The organism is Robertmurraya siralis (assembly GCF_005502275.1).
In the GTDB taxonomy this organism is placed as follows: Bacteria; Bacillota; Bacilli; order Bacillales; family Cytobacillaceae; genus Robertmurraya; species Robertmurraya siralis.
Genome location: NZ_SWLZ01000030.1, coordinates 22,527 through 45,011 on the forward strand (window position 1 = coordinate 22,527; position 22,485 = coordinate 45,011).

Below are 22,485 nucleotides of genomic sequence, written 5' to 3' on the forward strand. Positions count from 1 at the left end.
AGCCAAAAAAGGCAAATGGTGTCCTCATAGAAGGTTCATGAGGACAAAGAACAGTTAAAACAAAGGAAAGTGTGTCCTCATAAGGGGTTCATGAGGACAAAGAACAGCCAAAAAAGGCAAATGGTGTCCACATAAGGAGTTCATGGGGACAGAGAACAGCTAAACAAAGCAAATGATGTCCACATAAAGGGCTCATGAGGACAGAGAAAGCCCAAAAAGAGCAAAGTGTGTCCACATAAAGGGCTCATGAGGACAGAGAACAGCTAAAAAGGCAAATGGTGTCCACATAAAGGGTTCATGAGGACAAAGAACAGCCAAAAAAGGCAAAGTGTGTCCTCATAGAAGGCTCATGAGGACAGAGAACAGTCAAACAAAGCAAATGGTGTCCTCATAGAAGGCTCATGAGGACAGAGAAAGCCCAAAAAGAGCAAATGGTGTCCACATAAGGAGTTCATGGGGGCAGAGAACAGTCAAAAAAGGCAAATGGTGTCCACATAAGGAGTTCATGGGGACAGAGAACAGCTAAACAAAGCAAATGATGTCCACATAAAGGGTTCATGAGGACAAAGAAAGCCCAAAAAGAGCAAATGGTGTCCACATAAAGCGCTCATGGGGACAAAGAACAGCCAAAAAAGGCAAATGGTGTCCCCATAAAGGGTTCATGAGGACAAAGAACAGCCAACCAAAGCAAATGGTGTCCACATAAAGGGTTCATGAGGACAAAGAACAGCCAAAAAAGGCAAAGTGTGTCCTCATAAAGGGCTCATGAGGACAAAGCATAGCGAAAACAAAGCCAAGCATGTCCTCATAGACCACTCCAAGTGGAGCAATCCGAGACGACAAATACAGCCTTCTGAAATAAGAACAGTGGCTCCCATGCCAAATACATGAGAGCCACTGTTTTTTTATCGAATCGCGGGGATTTTAATTTTTACGTGAAATTCTTCATTCTTATGGGTAAAATCGAGAAAGCCTTGATGGTCTTGAACAATGTTTTGGATGAGCTTTGTGCCGAGTCCCTCATGGCCATCTCCTTTTGTCGTATGCCCATAAGAATCATAGAGCTGATCGAGGATGGAGACAGGAATTGGCAAGCTATTATTTTTGCAAATTAAAAGGAATAGACCGCTTTTTTTGTAAAACTGCAGTGTTATATTGGCTTGCTTTCCGCGTGCTGTTTGCCATTCTTCACTGGCCTCAATGCTATTTGCTAAAAGATTTCCCACTAATGTGACAATCTCCTTGTCGGCAAGGGGAAGGGAAGATAGCGGAACTTCAAGGTCATAAACAACCTCAATATTGGCAGATTTTGCTCTTTGATACATTTGATGAAGAATCCCTGCGACGCTGCCCTGTTCGCCTTTAATAGAAAGATTTGTTTCTTCATATCCATCTACTAAGTTTGTTAAATAAACTCTCGCCTCGTTATTTTGCTCTTTCTCCAGCAAATAATGGAGGGCAGAAATATGTTTTAGAAAGTCATGACGTTCGCTTCTAACGATGCGAAAGGTCTCGTTTAATTGGTGCCGATATTCTTCAAATCCAGCAATTTCTTTTTTCATGAAAAAGAATATATGCGACAGCTTAAGACGAATATATTCGATGATTATACAGCTGAGCAGTAAGATCATATGTACCCAAATGGAGGCTTCTTGTAGTTGCAATAAAAAAAGCACGATTTGGATGATTAGTAAAAGGCCATTCACCGTGTTGTCGAGAGAGAAGATACGGATGATCATTTTCTTCTGTAATATGAAGGTAAATAGGGCTGCGATGATGAATGCAGGGATGAGTGCTCCCGATACAATGAAGAGATGAAGTACTCCAAACAAGAAGAGCATCCCCCAATAAAGCTTGATTTTCAACTGTTTCACCTCTAAAAATAATTCTCTTGTAAAAAGTCAACCTTTTCCTTTGTGATCATAGCTTGTTCCTCTATTCCTTCGAAAGTTACAATATAGGAGTTTTTTGCATATAAGGAAAAGTTTTTAACGTAATGAATATTGATGATGAAAGAGCGATGTGAACGGATAAAGTCTCTTTCCCGTAATTCCCCTTCTAATTCATTTAAAGTTTGATACGTTTTAATTGGACCCGAATTTGTAAAAATTGTTGTTGAACGTCCAGAACGTTCGATAAAAACGATATCTTTCTTTTGAATGATATGGATGTCATTTTTCCTCTTTATATAAAGCCTTCCAGCAATATCTGTTGATTTTGTCTTTTCTAATAAACGTTCAACTGAGTGGATGAGCCGTTCTTTCGAATAAGGCTTCATAATATAGTCATGGACATTTAATTCAAATGCATGAACAGCATAACCGCTGTTTCCCGTTACAAAAATAACGGCTATATTAAGCGCGTGTGAATGGATAATATCTGCTAGCTCATAGCCTGAAAGACTGGGCATTTCAATATCAGCAATCAATAAGTCAATCGTTTCTTTTTTAATTTGTTCATAGGCCTCTTCAGCAGAAAGAGTGGCAAAAACAATTTCTATTCCTGATATTCCATCTATAATACCCTTTAATTTATCCAAATCAATTGGACGATCATCTACAAGACCAATTCTCATTTATTTCGCCTCGCTGCAATTTTCTTGAAATGACAATTTTCGAATACTTTTCTTTCCATTTTACCATCAAAAGATGAAAAAATGACCTATTTACGACATGAAATGGAATATTCACGACATAAGTGAAGATTTCATTTCATTTTGTTTGTATGATAAACACAAGAAATGACACAAATGAGGTGGAAGAAAGATGATAGAAATTCAAAAAGTAACAAAGCAGTTTCAAGATAAAAAAGTTTTTTTTACAGCACTAAAACATGTTTCGTTTAAGGTGGAAGAAGGGGAAGTACTTGGGCTTCTCGGAGAGAATGGCGCAGGGAAAACAACGCTGCTAAGAACGATTGCCACATTGCTTACACCAACTGATGGTTCAGTCAAAGTGGCAGGATATGACACCACCAAAAATCCGGAAGCAATCAAAAAGCGGATTGGTGTCCTTTTCGGAGGAGAAACAGGATTATATGATCGCTTGACAGCTCGAGAAAATTTAGAGTATTTTGCGACATTATACGGCTTAAGCAAGCATGAAACGAAGGTGCGCATTGATGAACTTTCGCGAATGTTTGGAATGCGAGATTACTTAAATCGTAAGGTTGGAGGATTTTCAAAGGGAATGCGGCAAAAGGTGGCGATTGCAAGAGCGTTGATTCATAATCCTGAGATAATTCTTTTTGATGAGCCGACGACAGGTTTGGATATTACATCTTCAAATGTTTTTCGTCAGCTAGTCCATCAGCTTAAACAGGAAGGGAAAACAATCGTCTTTTCCAGCCATATTATGGAGGAAGTGTCATTGCTTTGTGACTCTGTTGCGATGATGCATAAAGGCGAGCTTGTCTATCATGGTGGTTTGCAGGAGCTTTATAAGGAAGAAGGAAGCACTGATTTGAATTATATTTTCATGAGCAAACTTGTAAGGGGGAATGAGCATTATGCTTCTTAATATCTATTTAAAGGAAATAAAGGACTGTTTCCGTGACCGTCGTACATTACTGTTAACTGTATTTTTACCAATTATCATGATGAGCGGTTTAACGCTATTTTATGAAAAACTGAGCTCGGATGGCGCAGATGATTCATTAACACTAGCCGTGAGTTCAACAATTTTAGCCGAAGAAGAAAATATTTTTGCTGTCTATGAAAATATTGAACTGATGAAAACTGCGGATCCGGAAGCTGTCGTCCAAGCTGGTGAAGCACAAGCCGCATTATTGTTAACGGAAGGTTTTGCATCGAAGGTACAAGCTGGAGAAGCTGCGACGGCAACGATCGTTGGTGATTCATTTAGCCAAAACTCGGCTAATCTTATCAGTTTGGTAACAGATGCCTTAAATATTTACGAGAAAGCTGTTATTGATACAAGGCTACAGGAATCCGGGGTCGATTCGAACCTTGTTCACCCGTTTACTGTGGAACAAAGGGAACTTTCTGAAGAAAATTCAATGATTCAAATTTTAGGGTTATTATTGCCGATGATTTTAGTAGTTGCTATCGGAGTTGGCGCTTCTCCAGCAGCTGCAGACCTCTTTGCCGGAGAAAAGGAAAGAAAGACGATGGAAGCATTGCTGATGACACCAGTACGTCGTTCAACATTGCTTGTCTCCAAATGGTTGACAATTACAACGATAGGAGCTGTCACCGGACTTATTACCCTTTTAGTTGTCGTCTTAGAAATTACTTTTTTAACCGAAAATTTGAAACAGGCACTTACTTTTGATGAAAATATTTATTTAATTATATTAGTTGCCTTTTTGATTACGATTTTATATGCGATGTTTAATGCTTCAATCTTAATGATTACGAGTATTGTAGGAAAAACAATTAAAGAGGCGGGAAGCTATGCTTCACCCATCATGATGTTAAGTATTTTACCAATGATGCTTTTAACTAGTACAGGAGTTAATGAATTGACGATGCAGCATTTTGTTATTCCAATTTTAAACTTATATAGTTTAATAAAGGAGCTAATGTTTGGTGTAATTGATTTAGGACATATCCTTTTAGTAGTGGGAAGTAATGTAGCATGTATTATTGTCTTTTTCATTATTGGTCGAATTCTTTTCTTAAAGGATAAATGGGTGATGAACTAATTTGTTGGAGCTGATTATATGACACTATACCATTATTTAGGGGCGGATAAACCGCTCCTTTTAGGGAGTTTTGGGGAAAAATATACTCTAAAAAAGATGAGAGACATTCCAAAGCCAAAAAATAAACATGATTTGAGGAATGTTTTGGATTTATCCGATCTTGAAAACGAGTGGGTTAAGGTATACGAAACGGAAATCGATTTTGCCTTTATTACAGTTAGTGAGCTGCGGGATTCAGCTTTAGCAAAGGATTTACCCATCAATAAGCGTTATATGTATGAATTAGACGGTTCTTTTCAGTTGACTGGGGAGGATTATTTTCAAAACCGTATTCAGTATCAATGCAATGAAAAATGTTTTAGAGAATTATTTGCTTATTTAAAGGAGCACTTGCAAGTGGGAGAAACAATTGAAGTTTATTCTTGCTGGGATTCAGAGGAAAAACAACCTCGGGATAAGCGGCAGGACGGACAAATTGATGTAAGAAAATTCAAAATTACGTATCCTTTTTGTTTTGAAGACAAGCAGCTGATTACATTTTTTACAACGTAATTAGCCGTTTGTCTTTCCTTATTAAAAAAGCGACCGTTTAGGCCGCTTTTTTAGAAATTATTTATCTAACCTCATCCAGAAGGAATAATTGATAATAGAAGGTTTTATATTTGGTGCATTTTTTATTGACTTTATGTTTTGAATAAAATTGTTAAAGTTTTTAATATCTTTTAATGTTTCCATGTAACTGACTTCTTCGAACTGGTTAGCATGATGAAATTTAATGTAGTTGCAGCAAACCTTCTCGTCGATAAATTCAAGATACATGATTTTTGTGTGGTTAAACACATACGAAAAAATTCGATTAAGTGAGTTTCTCATTTCATCATTCATAGCGGATTGTGAATCCAAGTTAAATTGAGCACGCAGTAAATCGTATCGTGTCGATTGAGTCAATACTTTCAAGATACATTCCCCTTTAACGAAATTATTAAGTTATTTGCAAAGCGGACCGTAATCAAGGAAGCAAATGATGTTCAACATAAAAAATCCCTCAACGCATGAGGGATCATAAAAACAACTATGTCTTTCTTCATGCAACTGGCTGGCATGGTATGTGAATACTTTAGCCCCTATAGCTTTGCGTCCCCATTTTTCAATGGCTTTGCCAAATTAACCTTATTTAATTGTCGAATCAATTTCATTTTGGTCTATATAGGTCTATATGATTATTTTTGAAAAAGTCAACGACCTATATTCCTGCTGAAATAGAATCATTTATTGAACTATTATAACCCATAATTTTATATATTTCGACATATATTGACTATTTTTTGGGGATTTTTTGAAATTTTTTTTGAAATTAATACGATTTTGTCGAAAATAGGTCTTAAGTGTGATTTATATCACTTAAGACCTATTTTTTATAATGTGGAATGAATAAAATTGACTCAGTCTACTAGGAACCCATTTATTTTTAAACAGGATGTGTTTTCTCTATTTTCTATGCATTTTAAATTGAAGAAATAAATCGTTGTATAAGGCTAAGTTTTTCTTGCCAAGATTTTCATAGACCTCAAGTTTTTCAGTTAGCTCTGGTGACGGATAAAAGCGTTCATCCTCAACCATATCCTCTGGCATATATTGAAGAGCCTCTTTATTAGGGGTGGAGTAGCTTACCCATTCAGTGTTTTGGGCAGCAACCTCTGCATCAAGCATAAAATTAATGAACTGATGGGCACCTTCAATGTTTTTCGCTGTTTTAGGAATAACCATATTATCAAACCAAAGATTTGAGCCTTCAGATGGAACGACATAATCGAGGTTTTCATTTTCCCACATCATATCTGCAGCATCGCCAGACCAGACAAGGCCAATTGCTGCCTCTTCATTAGCGATGAGCATTTTGATTTCGTCACCAACAATGGCCTTAATATTTGGGGTAAGCGTATCAAGCTTTGCTTTTGCTTTTTCTAAATGGTCGACATTTGTATCATTTAAGGAATAGCCTAAGCTATTTAAGCCCATGCCGATAATTTCTCGGGCGCCATCAATTAATAAAATCTCATTTTCAAATGCTGGGTCCCATAAGTCATTCCAACTTGTTATCTCCATGTCACCAAGCATTTCCCGATTAAAGACAATACCGACAGTTCCCCAAAAATAAGGAACAGAAAATTTATTGCCTGGATCAAATGGAAGATCGATGAAGCGCTCGTCAATATTTTTAAGATTAGGCAGCTTTGAATGATCCAATGGCAGTAACAAGTCTTCCTCCAGCATTTTTGCGATCATATATTCTGATGGAACAGCGATGTCATATGTTGTTCCACCTTGTTGAATCTTTGTTAACATCGCTTCATTTGAATCAAAGGTTTCATAAATGACTTTCATGCCTGTTTCTTCTTCGAAACGGTCAATTAAGTCATCGTCAATATAGTCTCCCCAATTATAAATGGTTAATGTATTGTCGCTTGAGAAGCCTACTGCTGAATTTAAGCGATTGATTGCAAACAGCAACAGCAGGGATGCAATCACGACAGCTGCAAAAACGCGGATTAGTTTGTTCATTTGCGAATCCCTCCAACCTGAGCCTTGTTACGCTGCGTAATAAAGTAATAAATCACGACAAGGAGAATGGTAAACAAGAACAATAATGTGGAGAGAGCGTTAATATTTAATGAAATACCTCTGCGTGCTAAAGAATAAATTTCGACGGAAAGAGTGGAGAATCCATTTCCCGTTACGAAAAAAGTGACGGCGAAATCATCGAGTGAATACGTTAATGCCATGAAAAAACCAGCAAATATCCCTGGCGTTATAAAAGGCAAAATGACCTTAGTCAGCACGTTCCACCTACTTGCACCAAGATCCCGCGCGGCGTCAATTAATGTAGGGCTCATCTCCATTAGTTTTGGCAGAACCATTAACACGACAATGGGAATGCTAAAGGCAATATGGGAAAGCAGAACGGAATAAAAACCGAGCTTAATTCCAGCCATTGTAAATAGGATAAGGAAGGAGGCTCCGATAATAACATCCGGGCTGACAATCAAGACATTATTTAATGAAAGAATCGTATTTTTCGCCCGACGTTTCTTTACTTGATAAATGCTTAGCGCTCCTAAAACACCGATGATCGTCGAAATTAATGCGGATAAAAGCGCGATTACAAGCGTGTTTAAGACAATAATTAAAAGCCTTGTATCCTGAAATAACTCCCTATACCAATCCAATGTAAAGCCTTCAAAGTTATACATCGTTCCACCGCTGTTAAAAGAGTAGAACACTAAGAAAAAAATCGGTGCATAGAGAATGAAAAAGATGATGAATAAAAAGATTTTCGATAAAGGGGATATGTTTCTCTCCAACTTATATACCCCGCTTTCTAGTACCTGTTATTGTCATAAACAGAAACATAATAATAATTAAGAAAACCGCAATCGTCGACCCCATGCCCCAATCCTGTGTGACAAGAAAATGCTGCTCAATTGCTGTACCTAATGTAATCACTCGGTTTCCAGCGATTAAACGAGTAAGCATAAATAGAGATAACGCAGGAATGAAGACAACCTGACAGCCTGCTTTTACGCCATCAAGTGTTAAAGGGAAAATGACACGGCGAAATGTTGTCCATCTTGACGCCCCCAAATCGTTCGCCGCGTCAATTAATGTTGGATTTAATTCATTTAAAGCATTAAAGATCGGTAAGATCATAAACGGAATAAAGATATAAACCGATACAAAAATAAAGCTAAAGTCCGTAAATAATATTTGCTGTGTTCCGATTCCAATTGCTTCTAAAAAGTTATTTGTCACACCGTAAGTACCGAAAATTCCAAGAAACGCGTATGCCTTTAAGAGTAAATTGATCCAAGAAGGTACAATAATTAATAAAAGCCATAATTGCTTATGCTTTGTTTTCGTTAGTAAGTAAGCCGTTGGGTATGCGACCAATAACGAAAATAGGGTGATTAAAAAGGCATACCAAAAGGAACTTAATGTCATCTTCAAATACACAGGTGTGAAAAAATTCTGGTAGTTTATAAGCGAAAAATTACCTTCAATATCAAAAAAGGAATAATAAAGGACAAGAATAATCGGCGCAATAACAAACAAGGCAATCCACAATGCGTAAGGGACCATATATAGATTGCGGGTGAGCTTATTCTCCATGGCTATCATCTCCATCGCCATAAGCTTCTAATCGTTTATCAAATTCTTCTTCTGTTTCTCCCAAGCGCATAACGTGAATGGCCTCAGGGTCAAAGTAAAGGCCGATTTCATCCCCAACATTTGCTGCCTTTGTAGAATGGACAAGCCATTCATTGCCGTCCTTGTCATAGCAGCTAATTTCATAATGAACGCCACGGAATAACTGTGAATCAACACGCACTTGCAGCTTTCCTTTATCGAAGCTGGTAATTTCTAAATCTTCAGGACGGATGACGATTTCCACTGTTTCATTTTTGTCCAATCCTTGGTCTACACACTCGAACCGTTTGCCGACAAATTCGACAAGATAATCGTCAAGCATTCGTCCTTTCAAAATATTAGACTCTCCGATGAAGTCGGCAACAAAGCGGTTAATCGGCTCATCGTAAATATCTTTTGGTGTGCCACTTTGTTGAATTTTTCCTTCGTTAATGACAAATATTTCATCCGACATGGCGAGTGCTTCTTCTTGATCATGGGTGACAAAAATAAATGTGATTCCAAGTCGCTGCTGCAGCTCGCGCAGTTCATACTGCATTTCATAGCGGAGCTTTAAATCAAGTGCTGAGAGTGGTTCATCCAAGAGAATGACCTCTGGTTCATTCACAATCGCTCTAGCAATGGCGACACGCTGTCTTTGACCGCCTGACATTTCCTTAATTTCTCGATTCTCATAGCCCTTGAGGTTCACAAAGCTAAGAGCTTCCTTTACCTTTTGATCTATGTCAATTTGGTTCATCTTTTTTATCCGTAATCCAAATGCAACATTTTCGTACACATTTAGATGAGGGAAAAGAGCATAGTCTTGAAAAACCGTATTCACCTGTCTTTTGTTGGCAGGGACATCATTGATCTTTTTTCCATTAAAGTAAATCTCGCCCTTTGAAGCTTCTGTAAATCCTGCGATTAAACGCAAAATCGTTGTTTTTCCACAACCTGACGGACCAAGCAGTGTGTAAAACTTCCCGCGTTCGATCTCAAAACTTACATCATTAAGGACTGGTGGATCGTCATCATATTGTTTTGTTACATGCTGAAATTGAATAATCGTTTCGTTTTTCAAAACATGGCAACCTCCCTCTTGCAAATATTTGTAAAGACTATGATACGATTGACTTTGAATCTATTAATGAGAATTAAATCCGATTCGGAATAATTATACATGAAATGCAACTATATGCCATATTTTTCGAAAAAAATGTTAAAACCTTTTTTTGGTTTGGCGGTCTAATATATACAGAGTAGGGGGGAATGAGTTGACGACGAATGAACAGCTTGTTATAAAAGCAATTGCTGGAAATGAAGCTGCTTTTATAGAGCTTATGAAAATGTACAAAATAGATTTATATAAAACCGGCCTTTCTTTTTTTAAAAATGAAGAAGAAGCGCTTGAAGCTATTCAGGAAGTAACGTATCGGGCCTACAAGAGCATTAGAAAAATTAAAGAACCAGCCTACTTTAAGACATGGCTGATGCGAATTATGATCAATTATTGCCAAGATCAACTGAAGAAAAAAAAGCGAGAAGTCTTGAATGAGGATTATATACAAGCGCAAGGGGTGTCAGAGTCTCATTCAGCATTGGAAATAGAGGATGTGTTGCAAAGCTTAGATTCACGGTCTCGAGAGCTGCTTACTCTTAAGTATTTACATGGATTGAAAATAAAGGAGATTGCCTATGCCATGGATTGTCCAGAAGGGACGATTAAGACATGGCTTCACAAAGCACTGCAAGAGATGAGATCGAAATTTTCCGAGGAGGGAGAGAACTAAATGTTTTCGAATGAAGAGGAAAAGCTCATGAAATACAATCAAAACCTGGAACAATTAGCCTTGAATGAGGATAAGCTCAATGAAGCCATTGAAGCTGGTTTCCGCAAAGCTCAATTTGATAAGAAAAAGCGAAAAAAATGGTGGTTGAATGCTGCGGTGGTTGCAGCCTTGTTTTTCATTTTTTTCACATCCATTCGTGTGTCACCTGCATTTGCGAACTATATTGCTGAGATTCCTGGAATGGAGAAAATCGTCGAGTTGATCCGCCATGATAAAGGAATAATGACGGCGATTGAACATGACTATTACGAGCCGATTGAAGTTTCGGAGAAAAAGAATGGGATGGAGGTAGTCATTGATGGGGCTATTGTGGATGAGCATGGATTGGTCCTTTTTTATACGATAAATTCAGAAAAGAAGCAAACGGAAATCATGATGGAAAATGTCGTGTTGAAAAATATGAAAGGGGAGGAAGTGAAGTATGGCTCACACTCCTTCGGTACACCTCATTATTCCGAAAAAGGGGAAAAAACCTTTAACGGCACGATTGAATATTTCTTTGAAAATCCATTTGCTGAAAGAGAGTTGCAGCTCGAGATAGAATTGAAAGGTGATACGTACAACCTTCCTTTTACTTTAAAAGGAGAGATTAAAGCGAAAAAGACGTATGCGATTAATCAAACAGTAACAATCGAAGGACAGAAAATTCATTTGGTAGAGGCGACTGTTTATCCGTTAAGGGTTGGTGTCCATGTCAAACTGGATCCGAACAACACGAAGAAGCTATTGGAGTTTGAAGATCTCCGCCTTGTCGATGGGAATGGAGAGACATGGTCAAAAATCAAAAATGGAATTACTAAAAATGTACTTTCGGGAGATGAATGGCTCATCTATTTGCAAAGCAATTATTTTAAGGAGCCGGAAGAACTTTATCTTGCTTTCAATAAAATTCAAGCACTTGATAAAGAAGATAGTTCGCTTGTGATTGATACGGAAAAGGAAGAAATCATCGAACAGCCTAAGGGAAATAAATTGAGAGATCTCACTGTATCCACGAATGAGATCAGGGTTAACTTATATACGGAGAAAGAATTTCCGTACGGACTTTTTAATGAAGTAGTTAATGGAGAAGGAAAGAAAATCGATATTGACTCAAGCTTTTGGTCTGGATATCGTGATGAAGGATATGCAGCAATAGGGGTACAAATTCCCCATTTGAAAAGCCAACCTAATCCGCTAACGTTAGAACTCTCCTTCTTTCCGGAATGGATTTATGGAGAAGAAAAAATCAGGATCAAATAAATCAAAGCCGTGGCAAAGCAGTCACGGCTTTTAATATAACTCTTTCTTTAAGTTTTCTTTCATTAATTTTGCAATCTCTTGTTCATCCGTCCGTAAACTTTGTTCCAGTTTAGTTGCGACAAGACGTTGCCTCTCTTCCGGATGATTCTGACTTAATTTTGCTTTTCCTTCCATTTTATTGATTTTTATTTTAAATCCTTGGATTCCTTTGTTCATGCCAGAAAGAAAAGCATCATCTATTTCTTCTAAGTTATACGGGCTATTAGGAGGTTCGTATTTTGACACGATTTCATGAAGAGATTCATTTAACTCCTGTTCATTTTCGACCCATTCAACCTCACCATATATATGAACCGTTACGTAATTCCATGTTGGAACAGCTTGGTTCGTTTCGTACCAGGACGGTGAAATATAGCAATGGGGACCATGGAAAATTACTAATACTGTTTGAGCTTTTATGTCCTTCCATTGTGGATTAGGTCGGGCAAAATGTCCATATAAATAGGTGTTATCCCTGTTCAATATGAGTGGTAAATGAGTAGCTACTGGGATGCCATCATGGATTGAAAAGAGTGTTGCAAAGCTATAATCTTTTATAAGGGAAAGCATAGTCGCTTTGTCGTCAATTTTAAAATAAGAGGGAATATACAAATGATCTCAGCTCCTTTTATCTCATTAATTATTCGGTAAACCTGATTGAAATTCCTGTTTTTATAGATGAAGAAAAATTTTTAAGAAAACCTATTGACCTTTACGTTACGTCAAGGTTTATCGTGTAAACAGAAGGAGGTGAACGATTGTGGAATATACGGTGCAGAAATTGGCTCAATTGGCGGGAGTCAGTTCTCGAACACTGCGTTATTACGATCAAATCGGGATATTGACACCGGCAAGAGTTAATTCATCAGGATATCGCATCTACGGTCAAAAGGAAGTCGATCGATTACAGCAAATCCTGTTTTATCGTGAATTGGGCATAGCGTTAGAGACGATTAAGGAAATCATGACTGCACCTTCTTTCGATGCTGAAAAAGCATTAAACGAGCATCGAGAACAGCTTCTTAAAAAAAGAAAGCAGTTGGATTTACTCATCACAAATGTAGAGAAAACAATTGCTTCAGCAGAAGGGAGAATGAATATGAGCGACCAGGAAAAATTTGAAGGCTTTAAGAAGAAAATGATTGATGAGAATGAGCGTAAATACGGGAAAGAAATTCGTGAAAAATATGGGGAAGACACGGTGAATCAATCAAATGCAAAATTGATGAATATGAGTCAAGAGGATTATGAGGCTGTGACAAAGCTTGAAGCGGAAGTAAGGGAAGCTCTGGCGGAAGCTTTTGCAACAGGAGATCCTGCTGGTGAACTGGCTCAAAAGGCAGCGGAACTGCATAAGCGCTGGCTCACCTATTACTGGACAGAGTACAGTAAGGAGGCACATGCAGGGCTTGCTCAAATGTACGTTGAAGATGAAAGATTCACAGCATACTATGATAAGGAACAGCCTGGTATGGCAGCGTTTCTAAGAGATGCCGTTCATATTTATACTGGGCAAAAATAATGACCGAAACAATCGATTGGGGACGCCTGATCGATTTTTCGTTTATAATAAAGATCAGTAAACTTGTCTTGAAGGTGATTGTATCAAAAAAGTAACTAATTTTTTATTAATTTGTGCAGGGTTTGTAAGTTTAGGAATTGGTCTGTTAGGGATCATTTTACCAGTTATCCCGACGACACCTTTGCTGCTATTAGCATCCTATTGTTTTGTAAAAGGATCGGAAAAATTTGCGGTGTGGTTTAAAGGAACGACGATATACAAGAAGCATTTAGAGGAGTTTGTGACCAATAAAACGATGACTCTTAAGCAAAAAATAACGTTAAATTTATTTGCCGACAGTATGATTGCGATTGCTTTCTTTACCGTCGACAAATGGTCTGTAAGAGTGATTCTCATTTTAGTAGTCATTTATAAATACTATTATTTTATTACGAAAATTAAGACAGTCAAGGCATCGAAATAAGAATGCAGGGCTTTCGTATAGCTCACAAGTAACTCGGCTTGAACAATATTGTTGAGGCAAATGCTCCGTATAAATTGTAAAGCAGGTGAAGAGAATGTTCGTCGGGCGTGCGTTGTATATATTAGGGTTGGTGTTTGTATTATTTAGCAGCCTTTTAGTCGTGATGTCGATTTTCTCAAAACATGGTGGAGAAACAGCAATACCATTATTCGCATTGCTTAATGGATTGATTGCAATGGGGATTGGAGAGCTGGTTATCGATCTGAATCATCGAAAAAAAGATGAGAAGAAATAATAGATTTCAATCATATGTTCTGCATGAAAAAGACAAGCCTAAAGCAATGGGCTTGTCTTTTTTTGTACGTTTTTTCACTGTAACCGTTGATAACCAAAGCAGACACGGAGTATGAGCGCATTTGTTTCCTTTACATCTTCCCGTAATCGTATGCCTGCTCCCAAAGAACATGTTTTTTTAAAACATGCACCTTTAGTATTTATCCAGTTATAAAAGAGAAAATAATTATCTTATTACTAAGTTATCAATATTCTTTAAAATGTAAACAAATGGTAAAATTGTATAATTTGTGAATTATGTAACTCGTTGGTTGAAATATCCAATAATTCCGTAATAATTTAGAGGAAAGGAAATAATCTATCTGAGGGGCAAAAACAAAAAATTATAATCTTACATGCTTGTAGATATTCTAATTTTTGATGAGGACCAAGAAATGGAATAAATCGTATATTACTATCAACTTTTTTAAAACTAGTGATGGAGGTAGGAGTATGAATATAAAAATTGCAGTAATTTTATGTGTTATTAGTTTTATTGCCATAGTAATAGATGGGGATTTTAAACAATGGCAGCTCGGTGCCTTTTTTGTCATCGTTTTAGCATCTTTTATTATTTACAAAAAAAGACATCGCTCTTTTTAAAGGAGAGAGTACAGTAATTTGAGTGGGAAATAAAACATGGGATAAAATCGCAAGTAAAATTAGAAAAAGACGACTTACATTTAAAGGATTTAAATGGGAGTCCTCTTTTTTATAGGGCCAAGCTTTACTAGCCTTGTACAAATCTGAATTGTTGACACTCTAAAAATAATTAAGCAAAGAAAATTAAAAATTGACGATGGTGAATGATTCTTATCTAGGGAGAGCCTCTAAATCCGACCTTAACACGATCAAATTTAAGATTTTTAAGTTTATATTAAGTTAATCAAAAATTGATAGCACATTTCTATTCCTAAATGTTAGTCGGAGCTCATCTTGTTTGTAAGACGATGAGCTCTTTCAAATTTCTTTTGAATAATCGCTAGACTATAGTAATTTATTATTCGCCAGTTTCTAAAGAGCACAGTGCCCTATTTTATCCCCTTCATAAATCCTTGGATTTTTGGAGCAAATAAGAAGAGGATGACGGCTAATAAGATGGAGACTCCACCAATTATACCAAAGTAGACCATTTCCGTTTCCGGTGTATAGAATTTTACAACTTGTGCGTTGATTGCCTGTGCTGCTGCGTTGGATAAAAACCACAGGCTCATCGTTTGCGCCGAGAAAGCGGCAGGTGCAAGCTTTGTCGTTGCTGAAAGTCCTACTGGTGATAGGCATAATTCTCCTAAAACAACAATGAAATAACTAAGCACTAGCCATAATGGATTAACGAGTGCATCCGTACCGGCGAAATAACCAGGTATAAGAATGACGATGAATGATAGACCCGCAAATAATAACCCAAATGAAAATTTTTGAGGAATGGTTGGCTGTCGCTTCCCAAGCTTGACCCACATCCAAGCAAAAATAGGAGCTATAGTAATGATAAACAATGGGTTTAAAGATTGAAACCATGCTGGAGAAATCGAAAATCCAGCTATTTCAAGTTGTGTACGCTTGTCCGCATAATTAGCTAAAATGGTAGAGCCTTGTTCTTGAATGGCCCAAAACATTACAGAGGCAATAAATAACGGAATATAAGCCAATAATCTAGAACGCTCTACTGATGATGTTTTTTTGCTGCGGTACATCACTGTGAAATATAGAATTGGTAAGCCAATCCCTAATATCCCAATCAGTGCAACAAAGCTATCGAACGTAAGCAGCCCCATTGGAATCGCTACAGCAATAGCGATGGCAAGAATGATTGCCGATAATCCGACAATCGTAAATGTCTTTCTCTTTTCCGTAGCTGTCATTGGATTAGGAACGATTGTACCAGCAAGCCCAAGATTCTTTTTCTTTGTAAAAACAAACAGAAGAAGTCCAATAAACATTCCGATCGCTGCGATGGCAAAACCTAAATGGAAGTCATGCTTCATTCCGATTTCACCGACGATAAGAGGTGAAAGGAATCCACCAAGGTTAATTCCCATATAGAAAATACTAAAACCAGAATCCCGACGATTGTCTTGTTCGCTGTAAATGTCACCGACAACGCTAGAGACATTTGGTTTCAATAATCCTGTACCGAGTACAATTAATACCATAGAAATAAAGAATAAAATTAGGTTGCCAGGCACGGCGAGAGCAATATGACCGAGCATAATCAAAATTCCGCCGTAAAAAACCGCTTTAGATGTCCCCAGTATGCGGTCTGCTAGCCAACCGCCGATGATGCCAGACATATAAACGAGTGACCCATAGATAGACATAATTGACAGTGCTGTTGTCTGATCGAGTCCAAGGCCGCCTTTGGAAACCTCATAATACATATAAAAAACAAGGATTGCTCTCATTCCGTAGTAAGAAAATCTCTCCCAAAATTCTGTAAAGAAGAGGGTAAACAAACCTTTAGGGTGACCAAAAAACCCCTTTTGAGGAACGCTCTCCACAATTTTCTGTTTCATTTCATTACTCATTCTGAATCCTCCTTAACATTATTCTATAATACTTTTAATAGTTCTGTATTGTCAAAATAATTTGTTGGATTAGGAGTAAATTCCTATTCTTTAAGGGTTATATTAGTATAATTGTAAATAAACGGGATTATTTTTATATTTCGAAATAATAATTACGAAGTAATAGTGGTAATAGTAGTAATAGTTTTTCCCTTTGCTAGGCGGAGGTATCAAAATCCAATCGATATATGTAAAATAGAAGAAAGGGTCATAAGGAGGAGAGAAAGTGAAAGTAGGCAAAATAAAGGAAATTGTACGACATCCTGTAAAATCCTTTCGTGGTGAAAATGTTTCAAAAACAAAGATTCTATCTTATGGAGTATATGGAGATCGAAGCCACGCTTTTTTAGATCATTCGAGGCCGGGAAAATACTTAACTCTTACTCAAATCCCGCAGCTTGCAAACTATCATGCTTCATTTACCGGAGAAGAAAGTTTCGAGCGTTTTCCATCACTCACAATAAAGTCTCCGACTGGCCATGTTTACAAATGGGGAGAGGAAGGATTAAAAGACGAATTAGAGAGTCTGTCCAACCGGGAAATAACTCCGGTTCAATATTCTCCTTTATCTGTGCCGATTGGAGCAATTGAAGAAGAGCATTTGCTCATTACAACAGAAGCCTCTTTGACAAGGATATCTGAAGTATGGGGCAAGCACGTCGACTATCGAAGGTTTCGCCCTAATTTAGTGTTTTCCTTAGACGGGAATGAAGCTTTTATTGAAGAGACATGGTTTGGCAAGAGGGTAAAAATCGGTGAGGTTGAAATCATTGTGAAACGACATTGCGAGCGGTGTCAGATTATCAATATTGATCCAAATGACGGTAATTTGGATTCATCCTTATTAAAGACAGTTTATAAAGAAAGAAATAACTATTTTGGTGTGTATGCTTCTGTCATAAAAACAGGAAATATTGCCGTAGGTGATGATGTTTATCTTTTCGATTAGCTTTGTTAAACAATATGGTTGATTAAACGATTTTTGGCTCATTTTGTGTGAACTTCTGATTCCATGAAGCGATGTGAGAAAACAAGTTTTCTCTGTCGCTTCATGGAATCAGAGAGAAAATGAGCCAAAAATCAACACCGACATATAACAAAGCTTTTCGATTAAAAATGAAAGAGGAACGTTTGCTACACTGTTCCTCTTTCTATCAGCTTTGCTTCCATTTCAATTGAGGATATCTCTTCATTGATTGCTTGCAGAAAAAGGTTTTTTCCTATCTCTTCAATTGGGATTTCAATCGTTGTAATTCCTAACATTTTGGCAATTGGTTGATTATCAAAGCCAATAAGTGCCAGTTCGTCAGGGATTGCAATTTGCTGGTTTTGACAATATGCAACGATTCCGGCGGCGACTTGATCTGAGGTTACAAGCAATGCACTAGGAGGTTCTGACATTGCTTGGATGCTTTGCACCACTTGTGAGCCGTCTTCTAAGTGGTAGCAGCCAGTAATAATATAGTCCGGATTATTAGGGAGCTGATATTTTTTTATGAAATCGGCGTATGCAGATTGTCGTTCGTGGCTATTTGTTCCTGTTTTTCTCCCAAGTGTATAGCCTATCCGTCGATGTCCTTTCTCATATAAATAATCCAATGCTTTCATAAATGTTTGATAGTGGTTAACGAAAGTGGCTGCAAGATGAGTATCCTCGACCTTTTCGCAAAGAACAATCGGACCATAGGAGAGATACTCTTGAATAAGCGCTAAGTTGCAAGTTCTGGAGCAGATAATTAATGAGTCAATTTGTTTTTGTTTAAGCATTTGCAGCGCTTCTAGCTCCCGGCTTTCGATATAATTGGTTTGGAATATGATGAGCTTATAGTTATGTTCAAGGGCCTGATTGGCAATGCCTTTTAACAACTGTCCAAAATAGGGAAGATCGGTAAAAGGAAGAACGACGCCGACGAGCTGTGTTTTCCCTTTGCTTAAGTGAACTGCATTGATATTTTGTTGATAATTGCATTTTTTAATTGCTTCTAAGACGGCCAGTCTTTTTTCTTCTTTTACGTATGGATGGTTATTCAATACCCGAGAGACAGTTGAAACAGAAACATTGGCCATTTTAGCTAAGTCTTTAATATTTGTCATAAACTTCACCTTTAAAGTTGTCGTTTTTGAGTAATCATTTCTTATGATTAAAATAATCATCAAAATTCTCAAATGGATGAACATCCAGCGATTGGCCAGAGGCCTTTAAACAATAATAAGAAGAAGATAAAATAATTAAACAAAGAATGATTAATCCTAGCATCACATTTACGCCTCCTTATCCTTTATAATAAGAGCGTAAATGATGAAACGCGTTTCATGTCAAACCGGATATCAAAAAAACCAATGGCTATTTTAAAGAGTTGCTAGCTGTTTATGAAGGGCCTTCAATTCTTCTTCAATTTCACTAATTTGCTTTTCTAGTGGGGAAAGCTTTCCTTGCACAAACTCCAATTTTTCCAGATCGTTTTGCAGGCGAATATATTCATACTTCAATTCTTGAATTTTATATTCTATCTCTTTTTTCTTCATCATTAGCACCTCGATTCTAACTATATACATAACATACATTTCGCTTTCCGTCATCGTTGATGTCGATGGGCAGTTGTTTCGTCGAAAAGTGAAAATACGTTTGAATGGTTTCAACCTCTGGAAGAAAATACACTTCCTTTATTGAATTAGAGTGAGCTGCAGCCAAGAAAGATATTCTTTATTGCTCATATAGTAGGCCTTAAGTTAAAGGCAACAAAAATAATTCCTGCGATGAGAAGGGGATTTTTTGCAGCATGAACTTTAGATGATAGTGCGTGAGCCTTTTCCATGTAAAAGCACTCCTGTAATAAAGTTATAGACATTTTTTAATAATTCTGATTATTAAAAAAGCATGACATTGCTGGGCAATAACGGATTAATAGCGAAGCTTTCAAGCTTCGCTATTAATCGGTGATCATGCTTTTTCTTCAAATAATCGGAGAATTTCAATCATGACTTTTGTTGCCTTTTCCATGTTATCAACGGAAATATACTCAAACTTCCCGTGATAATTTTCTCCACCTGTAAAAATATTAGGAGTTGGCAAGCCCATATAAGAAAGTTGCGACCCGTCTGTTCCGCCGCGAACAGGTTCAATGACTGGTTCAATACCGAGATTGGTCATCGCCTCGTGGGCAATATCGACAATCTCCATGACCGGTTCAATTTTTTCCCGCATATTGTAATATTGGTCGTTCATATCAAGAATGACTTTATCTTGACCGTATTTTCCCCGCAATTCCTCAACAATGTTTACGATCGTTTCTTTCCGCTGGTTAAAATTGTCCCGATCGAAATCACGAATGATGTAATAAAGAGTTGTTTGTTCAACATCACCATTGACAGAGAGCAGGTGGTAGAAGCCTTCGTAGCCTTCTGTATACTCCGGAGCTTCATTTGCAGGAAGCTTGCCGTTAAATTCCATCGCCATTTTTCCGGAGTTGATCATCTTACCTTTTGCAGTTCCTGGATGAATGTTGTTGCCTTTAAAGGTGATCTTCGCATAAGCAGCACTGAAGCTTTCGTATTGAAGCTGTCCGAGTGGTCCGCCATCCATCGTATAGGCATATTTTGCGTTAAATGCCTTGACATCAAATTTATGAGGTCCTCTGCCAATCTCTTCGTCAGGAGTAAAGGCAACCCGCACTTTTCCATGTTCAATCTCAGGATGTGCTAATAGGTATTCAAGTGCTGTCATTATTTCGGCGATGCCAGCTTTATTATCCGCTCCTAAAAGGGTCGTTCCATCTGTTGTAATTAAAGTGTGACCTATGTATTTTTTTAGATTTGGGTAATCTTGAGGTGATAGGATGACGTTCAATTCTTCATTCAGGATAATTTCATTGCCATCATAGTTCTCGACAATTTGTGGATTTACGCCTGCCCCAGTAAAATCAGTGGCTGTATCTACATGAGCTAAGAAGCCTATTGTCGCCACATTCTTTTCGGTGTTTGCTGGTAGTGTCGCCATCACATATCCGTTTTGATCCATTGTGACCTCACTCATGCCAATAGCCTTTAGCTCTTCGACAAGCATATTGGCAAGCTCAAGCTGTCCTGATGTTGAAGGGCATGTAGTTGAATCTTCATTTGATTGAGTATCCACCTTTGCATATCGAATGAGCCTCTCCATTAACTTTTGTTTCATTTTTTCAACCCCTAATCGTTATTTTGCAGATTGGTGCAATTTATAAAATATTGTGATAAAAGTGTGAAGTCTGTTTTCATTATACTACTTTTTGTTATAGTTGAAACTTTTCCAGCGTGCTGCCGAAAAAAGAAAAAATTTTGTTCAAAACTACATCTTATCTATTGTTGCTCGAATTGACGAACGGATGATATCGATCACACCGTAAAAATATAAAAGCAGTTATGATGAAGATGTCAAAGCTCATAAGGAATAGAAAGGTGTGCATGTCAGTGAAACAAGCTAATCTACAAGAATATATTGAGTATAGCCCAGATAACTTTACGAAGCGGATTGTGTTTAAAGAAGGAGAAAGTACCGTATTTGTCCTTAACTTTACAGCGAATCAATCTTTACCAAAACATAAACACCCAGGAACGAATGTTTATTTGCTCGTTCTTAGCGGCGGAGGCACCTTTACAATTGATGGGAAGGATGTAAAGGCAAAGGCCAATGATGTAATCGTCGCTGATGGCGAAGAGGAGTTTGCCTTTGTCAATGACACAGGTGAAAATACGAGTTTATATGTCATGTTAAATAAAGTTCCAAGCGAGCAATATGTTCAAAATATATAAAAGGGCAAGTGGGGATTTTAAGTTGTAAATAAATTTGAGATTAAAGCTGTAGACAAACCATTAGTTTGTTTACAGTTTTTTTAAGCTCTTTTTCGTTATACCATGCTGGCTTTGCTTCGCGTTTTTGATTCGAGCGGAAAATTCGAGGACGTGGTGTTTCTTTCTGTCAATACAGCTTCTACTTGACAGGAACCAAAGGATTTTTTCGCGTCCGATACATCTTCAATTGGAGTAGAGAACTCAAGCTTCGGACCAATTGCGCTTTACAAGACCGACATGGAGGCTTGGTGAACACAAAGCAATTCCTTTGAACGGAAATTACGAATGTTATCTCATGAAATAAAAGACATCATGACTTTGCTCCCTTTTGTCGATAAGCCGAAACCTCCATAATTTTAGGTTAGTTTTGCAATAGGATGAGCAAAAGAAGCCATTTACGCGTGCAAAGAAAACATGGTATTAAGTACTATTAAGCAGAAAATGGGGAATTGGTCGCCCAGCTTATCTCTTAAACTGTTCTGTTATAATAGGGTTGGGGGTTTTTTCTAATATTAAATGGAAGGAAGAAGATCATGATAGGGAGAAGGAGCAACTCAAAAGGGATAAAGGCGGATATTTTAATGGCTGGTCAATCTCTGACTTTTAAACTGGACGAAAAAGAGACGCTTACATTGATGAAAAACTTGGAAGACGCAGCGTATGATTTTGCTAAAATGGAAGCTATTAAACTATATCATGAAGATGGCAGGTTAAAGTCTGTTGTTAATCCATTGCAAATAGCGAGAATATGGTTTACATAGCCTTAACGCTCAAGAAGCGTCCGCAACTGAA

The 22,485-nt window shown here is 37.6% G+C and carries 25 protein-coding genes and 1 riboswitch; of the genes, 12 read left to right on the plus strand and 13 right to left on the minus strand.

Going from position 1 to position 22,485, the window contains the following annotated elements; translation table 11 throughout:
• Nucleotides 1-905 precede the first annotated feature (905 nt).
• The gene (locus FCJ93_RS22150; RefSeq protein WP_235879569.1) at nt 906-1,865 is read right to left on the minus strand and encodes a sensor histidine kinase; all 960 of its coding nucleotides are present in this window, start codon (nt 1,863-1,865) and stop codon (nt 906-908) included.
• Between the two features lie 11 nt (nt 1,866-1,876).
• On the minus strand, nt 1,877-2,575 hold the full coding sequence (locus FCJ93_RS22155; protein ID WP_137744746.1) for a LytR/AlgR family response regulator transcription factor: 699 nt from the start codon (nt 2,573-2,575) through the stop codon (nt 1,877-1,879).
• 190 nt (nt 2,576-2,765) lie between these two features.
• On the opposite strand from FCJ93_RS22155, the gene FCJ93_RS22160 reads away from it, so the two are divergent.
• Genes FCJ93_RS22160 through FCJ93_RS22170 form a run of 3 tightly spaced genes read left to right on the plus strand, consistent with a single transcriptional unit; the run spans nt 2,766 to nt 5,217 of the window.
• Nucleotides 2,766-3,518, plus strand: coding sequence for an ABC transporter ATP-binding protein (locus FCJ93_RS22160; RefSeq protein ID WP_095314173.1), 753 nt, complete (start codon nt 2,766-2,768; stop codon nt 3,516-3,518).
• Nucleotides 3,508-4,665: an ABC transporter permease gene (locus FCJ93_RS22165; RefSeq protein ID WP_137744747.1), complete on the plus strand. Its 1,158-nt coding sequence runs from the start codon at nt 3,508-3,510 to the stop codon at nt 4,663-4,665. Before FCJ93_RS22160 ends, FCJ93_RS22165 begins: the two co-directional genes overlap by 11 nt.
• An 18-nt stretch (nt 4,666-4,683) precedes the next feature.
• Nucleotides 4,684-5,217, plus strand: a complete 534-nt coding sequence (locus FCJ93_RS22170) for a hypothetical protein (RefSeq protein WP_137744748.1) — start codon at nt 4,684-4,686, stop codon at nt 5,215-5,217.
• A gap of 57 nt (nt 5,218-5,274) precedes the next feature.
• Here the strand turns inward: FCJ93_RS22170 and FCJ93_RS22175 are convergent, their stop codons facing one another.
• From FCJ93_RS22175 to FCJ93_RS22195, 5 genes are all read right to left on the minus strand, one after another.
• Entirely contained in the window at nt 5,275-5,622 is a 348-nt protein-coding gene (locus tag FCJ93_RS22175; RefSeq protein WP_095314168.1) for a hypothetical protein, read from the minus strand.
• A 127-nt stretch (nt 5,623-5,749) separates the two neighbouring features.
• A riboswitch (cyclic di-GMP riboswitch) is annotated at nt 5,750-5,836 on the minus strand.
• Between the two features lie 317 nt (nt 5,837-6,153).
• Nucleotides 6,154-7,227: an ABC transporter substrate-binding protein gene (locus FCJ93_RS22180; RefSeq protein WP_095314166.1), complete on the minus strand. Its 1,074-nt coding sequence runs from the start codon at nt 7,225-7,227 to the stop codon at nt 6,154-6,156.
• The gene (locus FCJ93_RS22185; RefSeq protein ID WP_095314163.1) at nt 7,224-8,027 is read right to left on the minus strand and encodes an ABC transporter permease; all 804 of its coding nucleotides are present in this window, start codon (nt 8,025-8,027) and stop codon (nt 7,224-7,226) included. The genes FCJ93_RS22180 and FCJ93_RS22185 overlap by 4 nt, the downstream gene beginning before the upstream one ends.
• Before the next feature lies 1 nt (nt 8,028).
• Nucleotides 8,029-8,832, minus strand: a complete 804-nt coding sequence (locus tag FCJ93_RS22190; protein WP_095314161.1) for an ABC transporter permease — start codon at nt 8,830-8,832, stop codon at nt 8,029-8,031.
• Nucleotides 8,822-9,934: an ABC transporter ATP-binding protein gene (locus FCJ93_RS22195; protein WP_095314159.1), complete on the minus strand. Its 1,113-nt coding sequence runs from the start codon at nt 9,932-9,934 to the stop codon at nt 8,822-8,824. Before FCJ93_RS22195 ends, FCJ93_RS22190 begins: the two co-directional genes overlap by 11 nt.
• A gap of 193 nt (nt 9,935-10,127) precedes the next feature.
• Between FCJ93_RS22195 and FCJ93_RS22200 the strand changes: the two genes are divergently transcribed.
• Both FCJ93_RS22200 and FCJ93_RS22205 read left to right on the plus strand, forming a co-directional pair.
• Nucleotides 10,128-10,643 (plus strand): sigma-70 family RNA polymerase sigma factor, encoded by a 516-nt coding sequence (locus tag FCJ93_RS22200; RefSeq protein WP_235879570.1) that lies wholly within the window; start codon nt 10,128-10,130, stop codon nt 10,641-10,643.
• The gene (locus tag FCJ93_RS22205; protein WP_095314157.1) at nt 10,644-11,945 is read left to right on the plus strand and encodes a DUF4179 domain-containing protein; all 1,302 of its coding nucleotides are present in this window, start codon (nt 10,644-10,646) and stop codon (nt 11,943-11,945) included.
• Nucleotides 11,946-11,975: 30 nt separating this feature from the next.
• Here FCJ93_RS22205 and FCJ93_RS22210 read toward each other — a convergent pair whose 3' ends face one another.
• A complete protein-coding gene (locus FCJ93_RS22210; protein ID WP_095314154.1) occupies nt 11,976-12,596 on the minus strand; it encodes an FMN-binding negative transcriptional regulator in 621 nt (206 codons plus the stop codon).
• A gap of 148 nt (nt 12,597-12,744) precedes the next feature.
• Between FCJ93_RS22210 and FCJ93_RS22215 the strand changes: the two genes are divergently transcribed.
• The 4 genes from FCJ93_RS22215 (at nt 12,745) to FCJ93_RS25140 (ending at nt 14,905) form a co-directional block, all read left to right on the plus strand.
• Nucleotides 12,745-13,506, plus strand: a complete 762-nt coding sequence (locus FCJ93_RS22215; RefSeq protein ID WP_095314152.1) for a MerR family transcriptional regulator — start codon at nt 12,745-12,747, stop codon at nt 13,504-13,506.
• Between the two features lie 109 nt (nt 13,507-13,615).
• Complete coding sequence (locus FCJ93_RS22220) at nt 13,616-13,969, plus strand: YbaN family protein (protein ID WP_268951626.1); 354 nt, start codon at nt 13,616-13,618, stop codon at nt 13,967-13,969.
• A gap of 94 nt (nt 13,970-14,063) precedes the next feature.
• The gene (locus FCJ93_RS22225; RefSeq protein ID WP_095314149.1) at nt 14,064-14,264 is read left to right on the plus strand and encodes a hypothetical protein; all 201 of its coding nucleotides are present in this window, start codon (nt 14,064-14,066) and stop codon (nt 14,262-14,264) included.
• Between the two features lie 491 nt (nt 14,265-14,755).
• A complete protein-coding gene (locus FCJ93_RS25140) occupies nt 14,756-14,905 on the plus strand; it encodes a hypothetical protein (RefSeq protein ID WP_170211384.1) in 150 nt (49 codons plus the stop codon).
• Nucleotides 14,906-15,333: 428 nt separating this feature from the next.
• Here FCJ93_RS25140 and FCJ93_RS22230 read toward each other — a convergent pair whose 3' ends face one another.
• The gene (locus FCJ93_RS22230) at nt 15,334-16,827 is read right to left on the minus strand and encodes a peptide MFS transporter (RefSeq protein ID WP_095314145.1); all 1,494 of its coding nucleotides are present in this window, start codon (nt 16,825-16,827) and stop codon (nt 15,334-15,336) included.
• 265 nt (nt 16,828-17,092) lie between these two features.
• Between FCJ93_RS22230 and FCJ93_RS22235 the strand changes: the two genes are divergently transcribed.
• The gene (locus tag FCJ93_RS22235) at nt 17,093-17,815 is read left to right on the plus strand and encodes an MOSC domain-containing protein (RefSeq protein ID WP_095314143.1); all 723 of its coding nucleotides are present in this window, start codon (nt 17,093-17,095) and stop codon (nt 17,813-17,815) included.
• Nucleotides 17,816-18,000: 185 nt separating this feature from the next.
• On the opposite strand, the gene FCJ93_RS22240 is transcribed toward FCJ93_RS22235, so the two are convergent.
• The 4 genes from FCJ93_RS22240 to pepT all read right to left on the minus strand — a co-directional run bounded on the left by FCJ93_RS22240 (nt 18,001) and on the right by pepT (nt 21,040).
• A complete protein-coding gene (locus FCJ93_RS22240) occupies nt 18,001-18,960 on the minus strand; it encodes a LacI family DNA-binding transcriptional regulator (protein ID WP_095314183.1) in 960 nt (319 codons plus the stop codon).
• Nucleotides 18,961-18,994: 34 nt separating this feature from the next.
• Nucleotides 18,995-19,126 (minus strand): hypothetical protein, encoded by a 132-nt coding sequence (locus tag FCJ93_RS25720; RefSeq protein WP_268951627.1) that lies wholly within the window; start codon nt 19,124-19,126, stop codon nt 18,995-18,997.
• A gap of 89 nt (nt 19,127-19,215) precedes the next feature.
• Nucleotides 19,216-19,392: an SE1832 family protein gene (locus tag FCJ93_RS25145; protein WP_170211385.1), complete on the minus strand. Its 177-nt coding sequence runs from the start codon at nt 19,390-19,392 to the stop codon at nt 19,216-19,218.
• A 415-nt stretch (nt 19,393-19,807) separates the two neighbouring features.
• Entirely contained in the window at nt 19,808-21,040 is a 1,233-nt protein-coding gene (gene pepT, locus FCJ93_RS22245) for a peptidase T (RefSeq protein ID WP_095314140.1), read from the minus strand.
• Nucleotides 21,041-21,306: 266 nt separating this feature from the next.
• Between pepT and FCJ93_RS22250 the strand changes: the two genes are divergently transcribed.
• Both FCJ93_RS22250 and FCJ93_RS22255 read left to right on the plus strand, forming a co-directional pair.
• Nucleotides 21,307-21,654, plus strand: coding sequence for a cupin domain-containing protein (locus FCJ93_RS22250; protein ID WP_321177989.1), 348 nt, complete (start codon nt 21,307-21,309; stop codon nt 21,652-21,654).
• 572 nt (nt 21,655-22,226) lie between these two features.
• On the plus strand, nt 22,227-22,454 hold the full coding sequence (locus FCJ93_RS22255) for a hypothetical protein (protein WP_095314134.1): 228 nt from the start codon (nt 22,227-22,229) through the stop codon (nt 22,452-22,454).
• Nucleotides 22,455-22,485 lie beyond the last annotated feature (31 nt).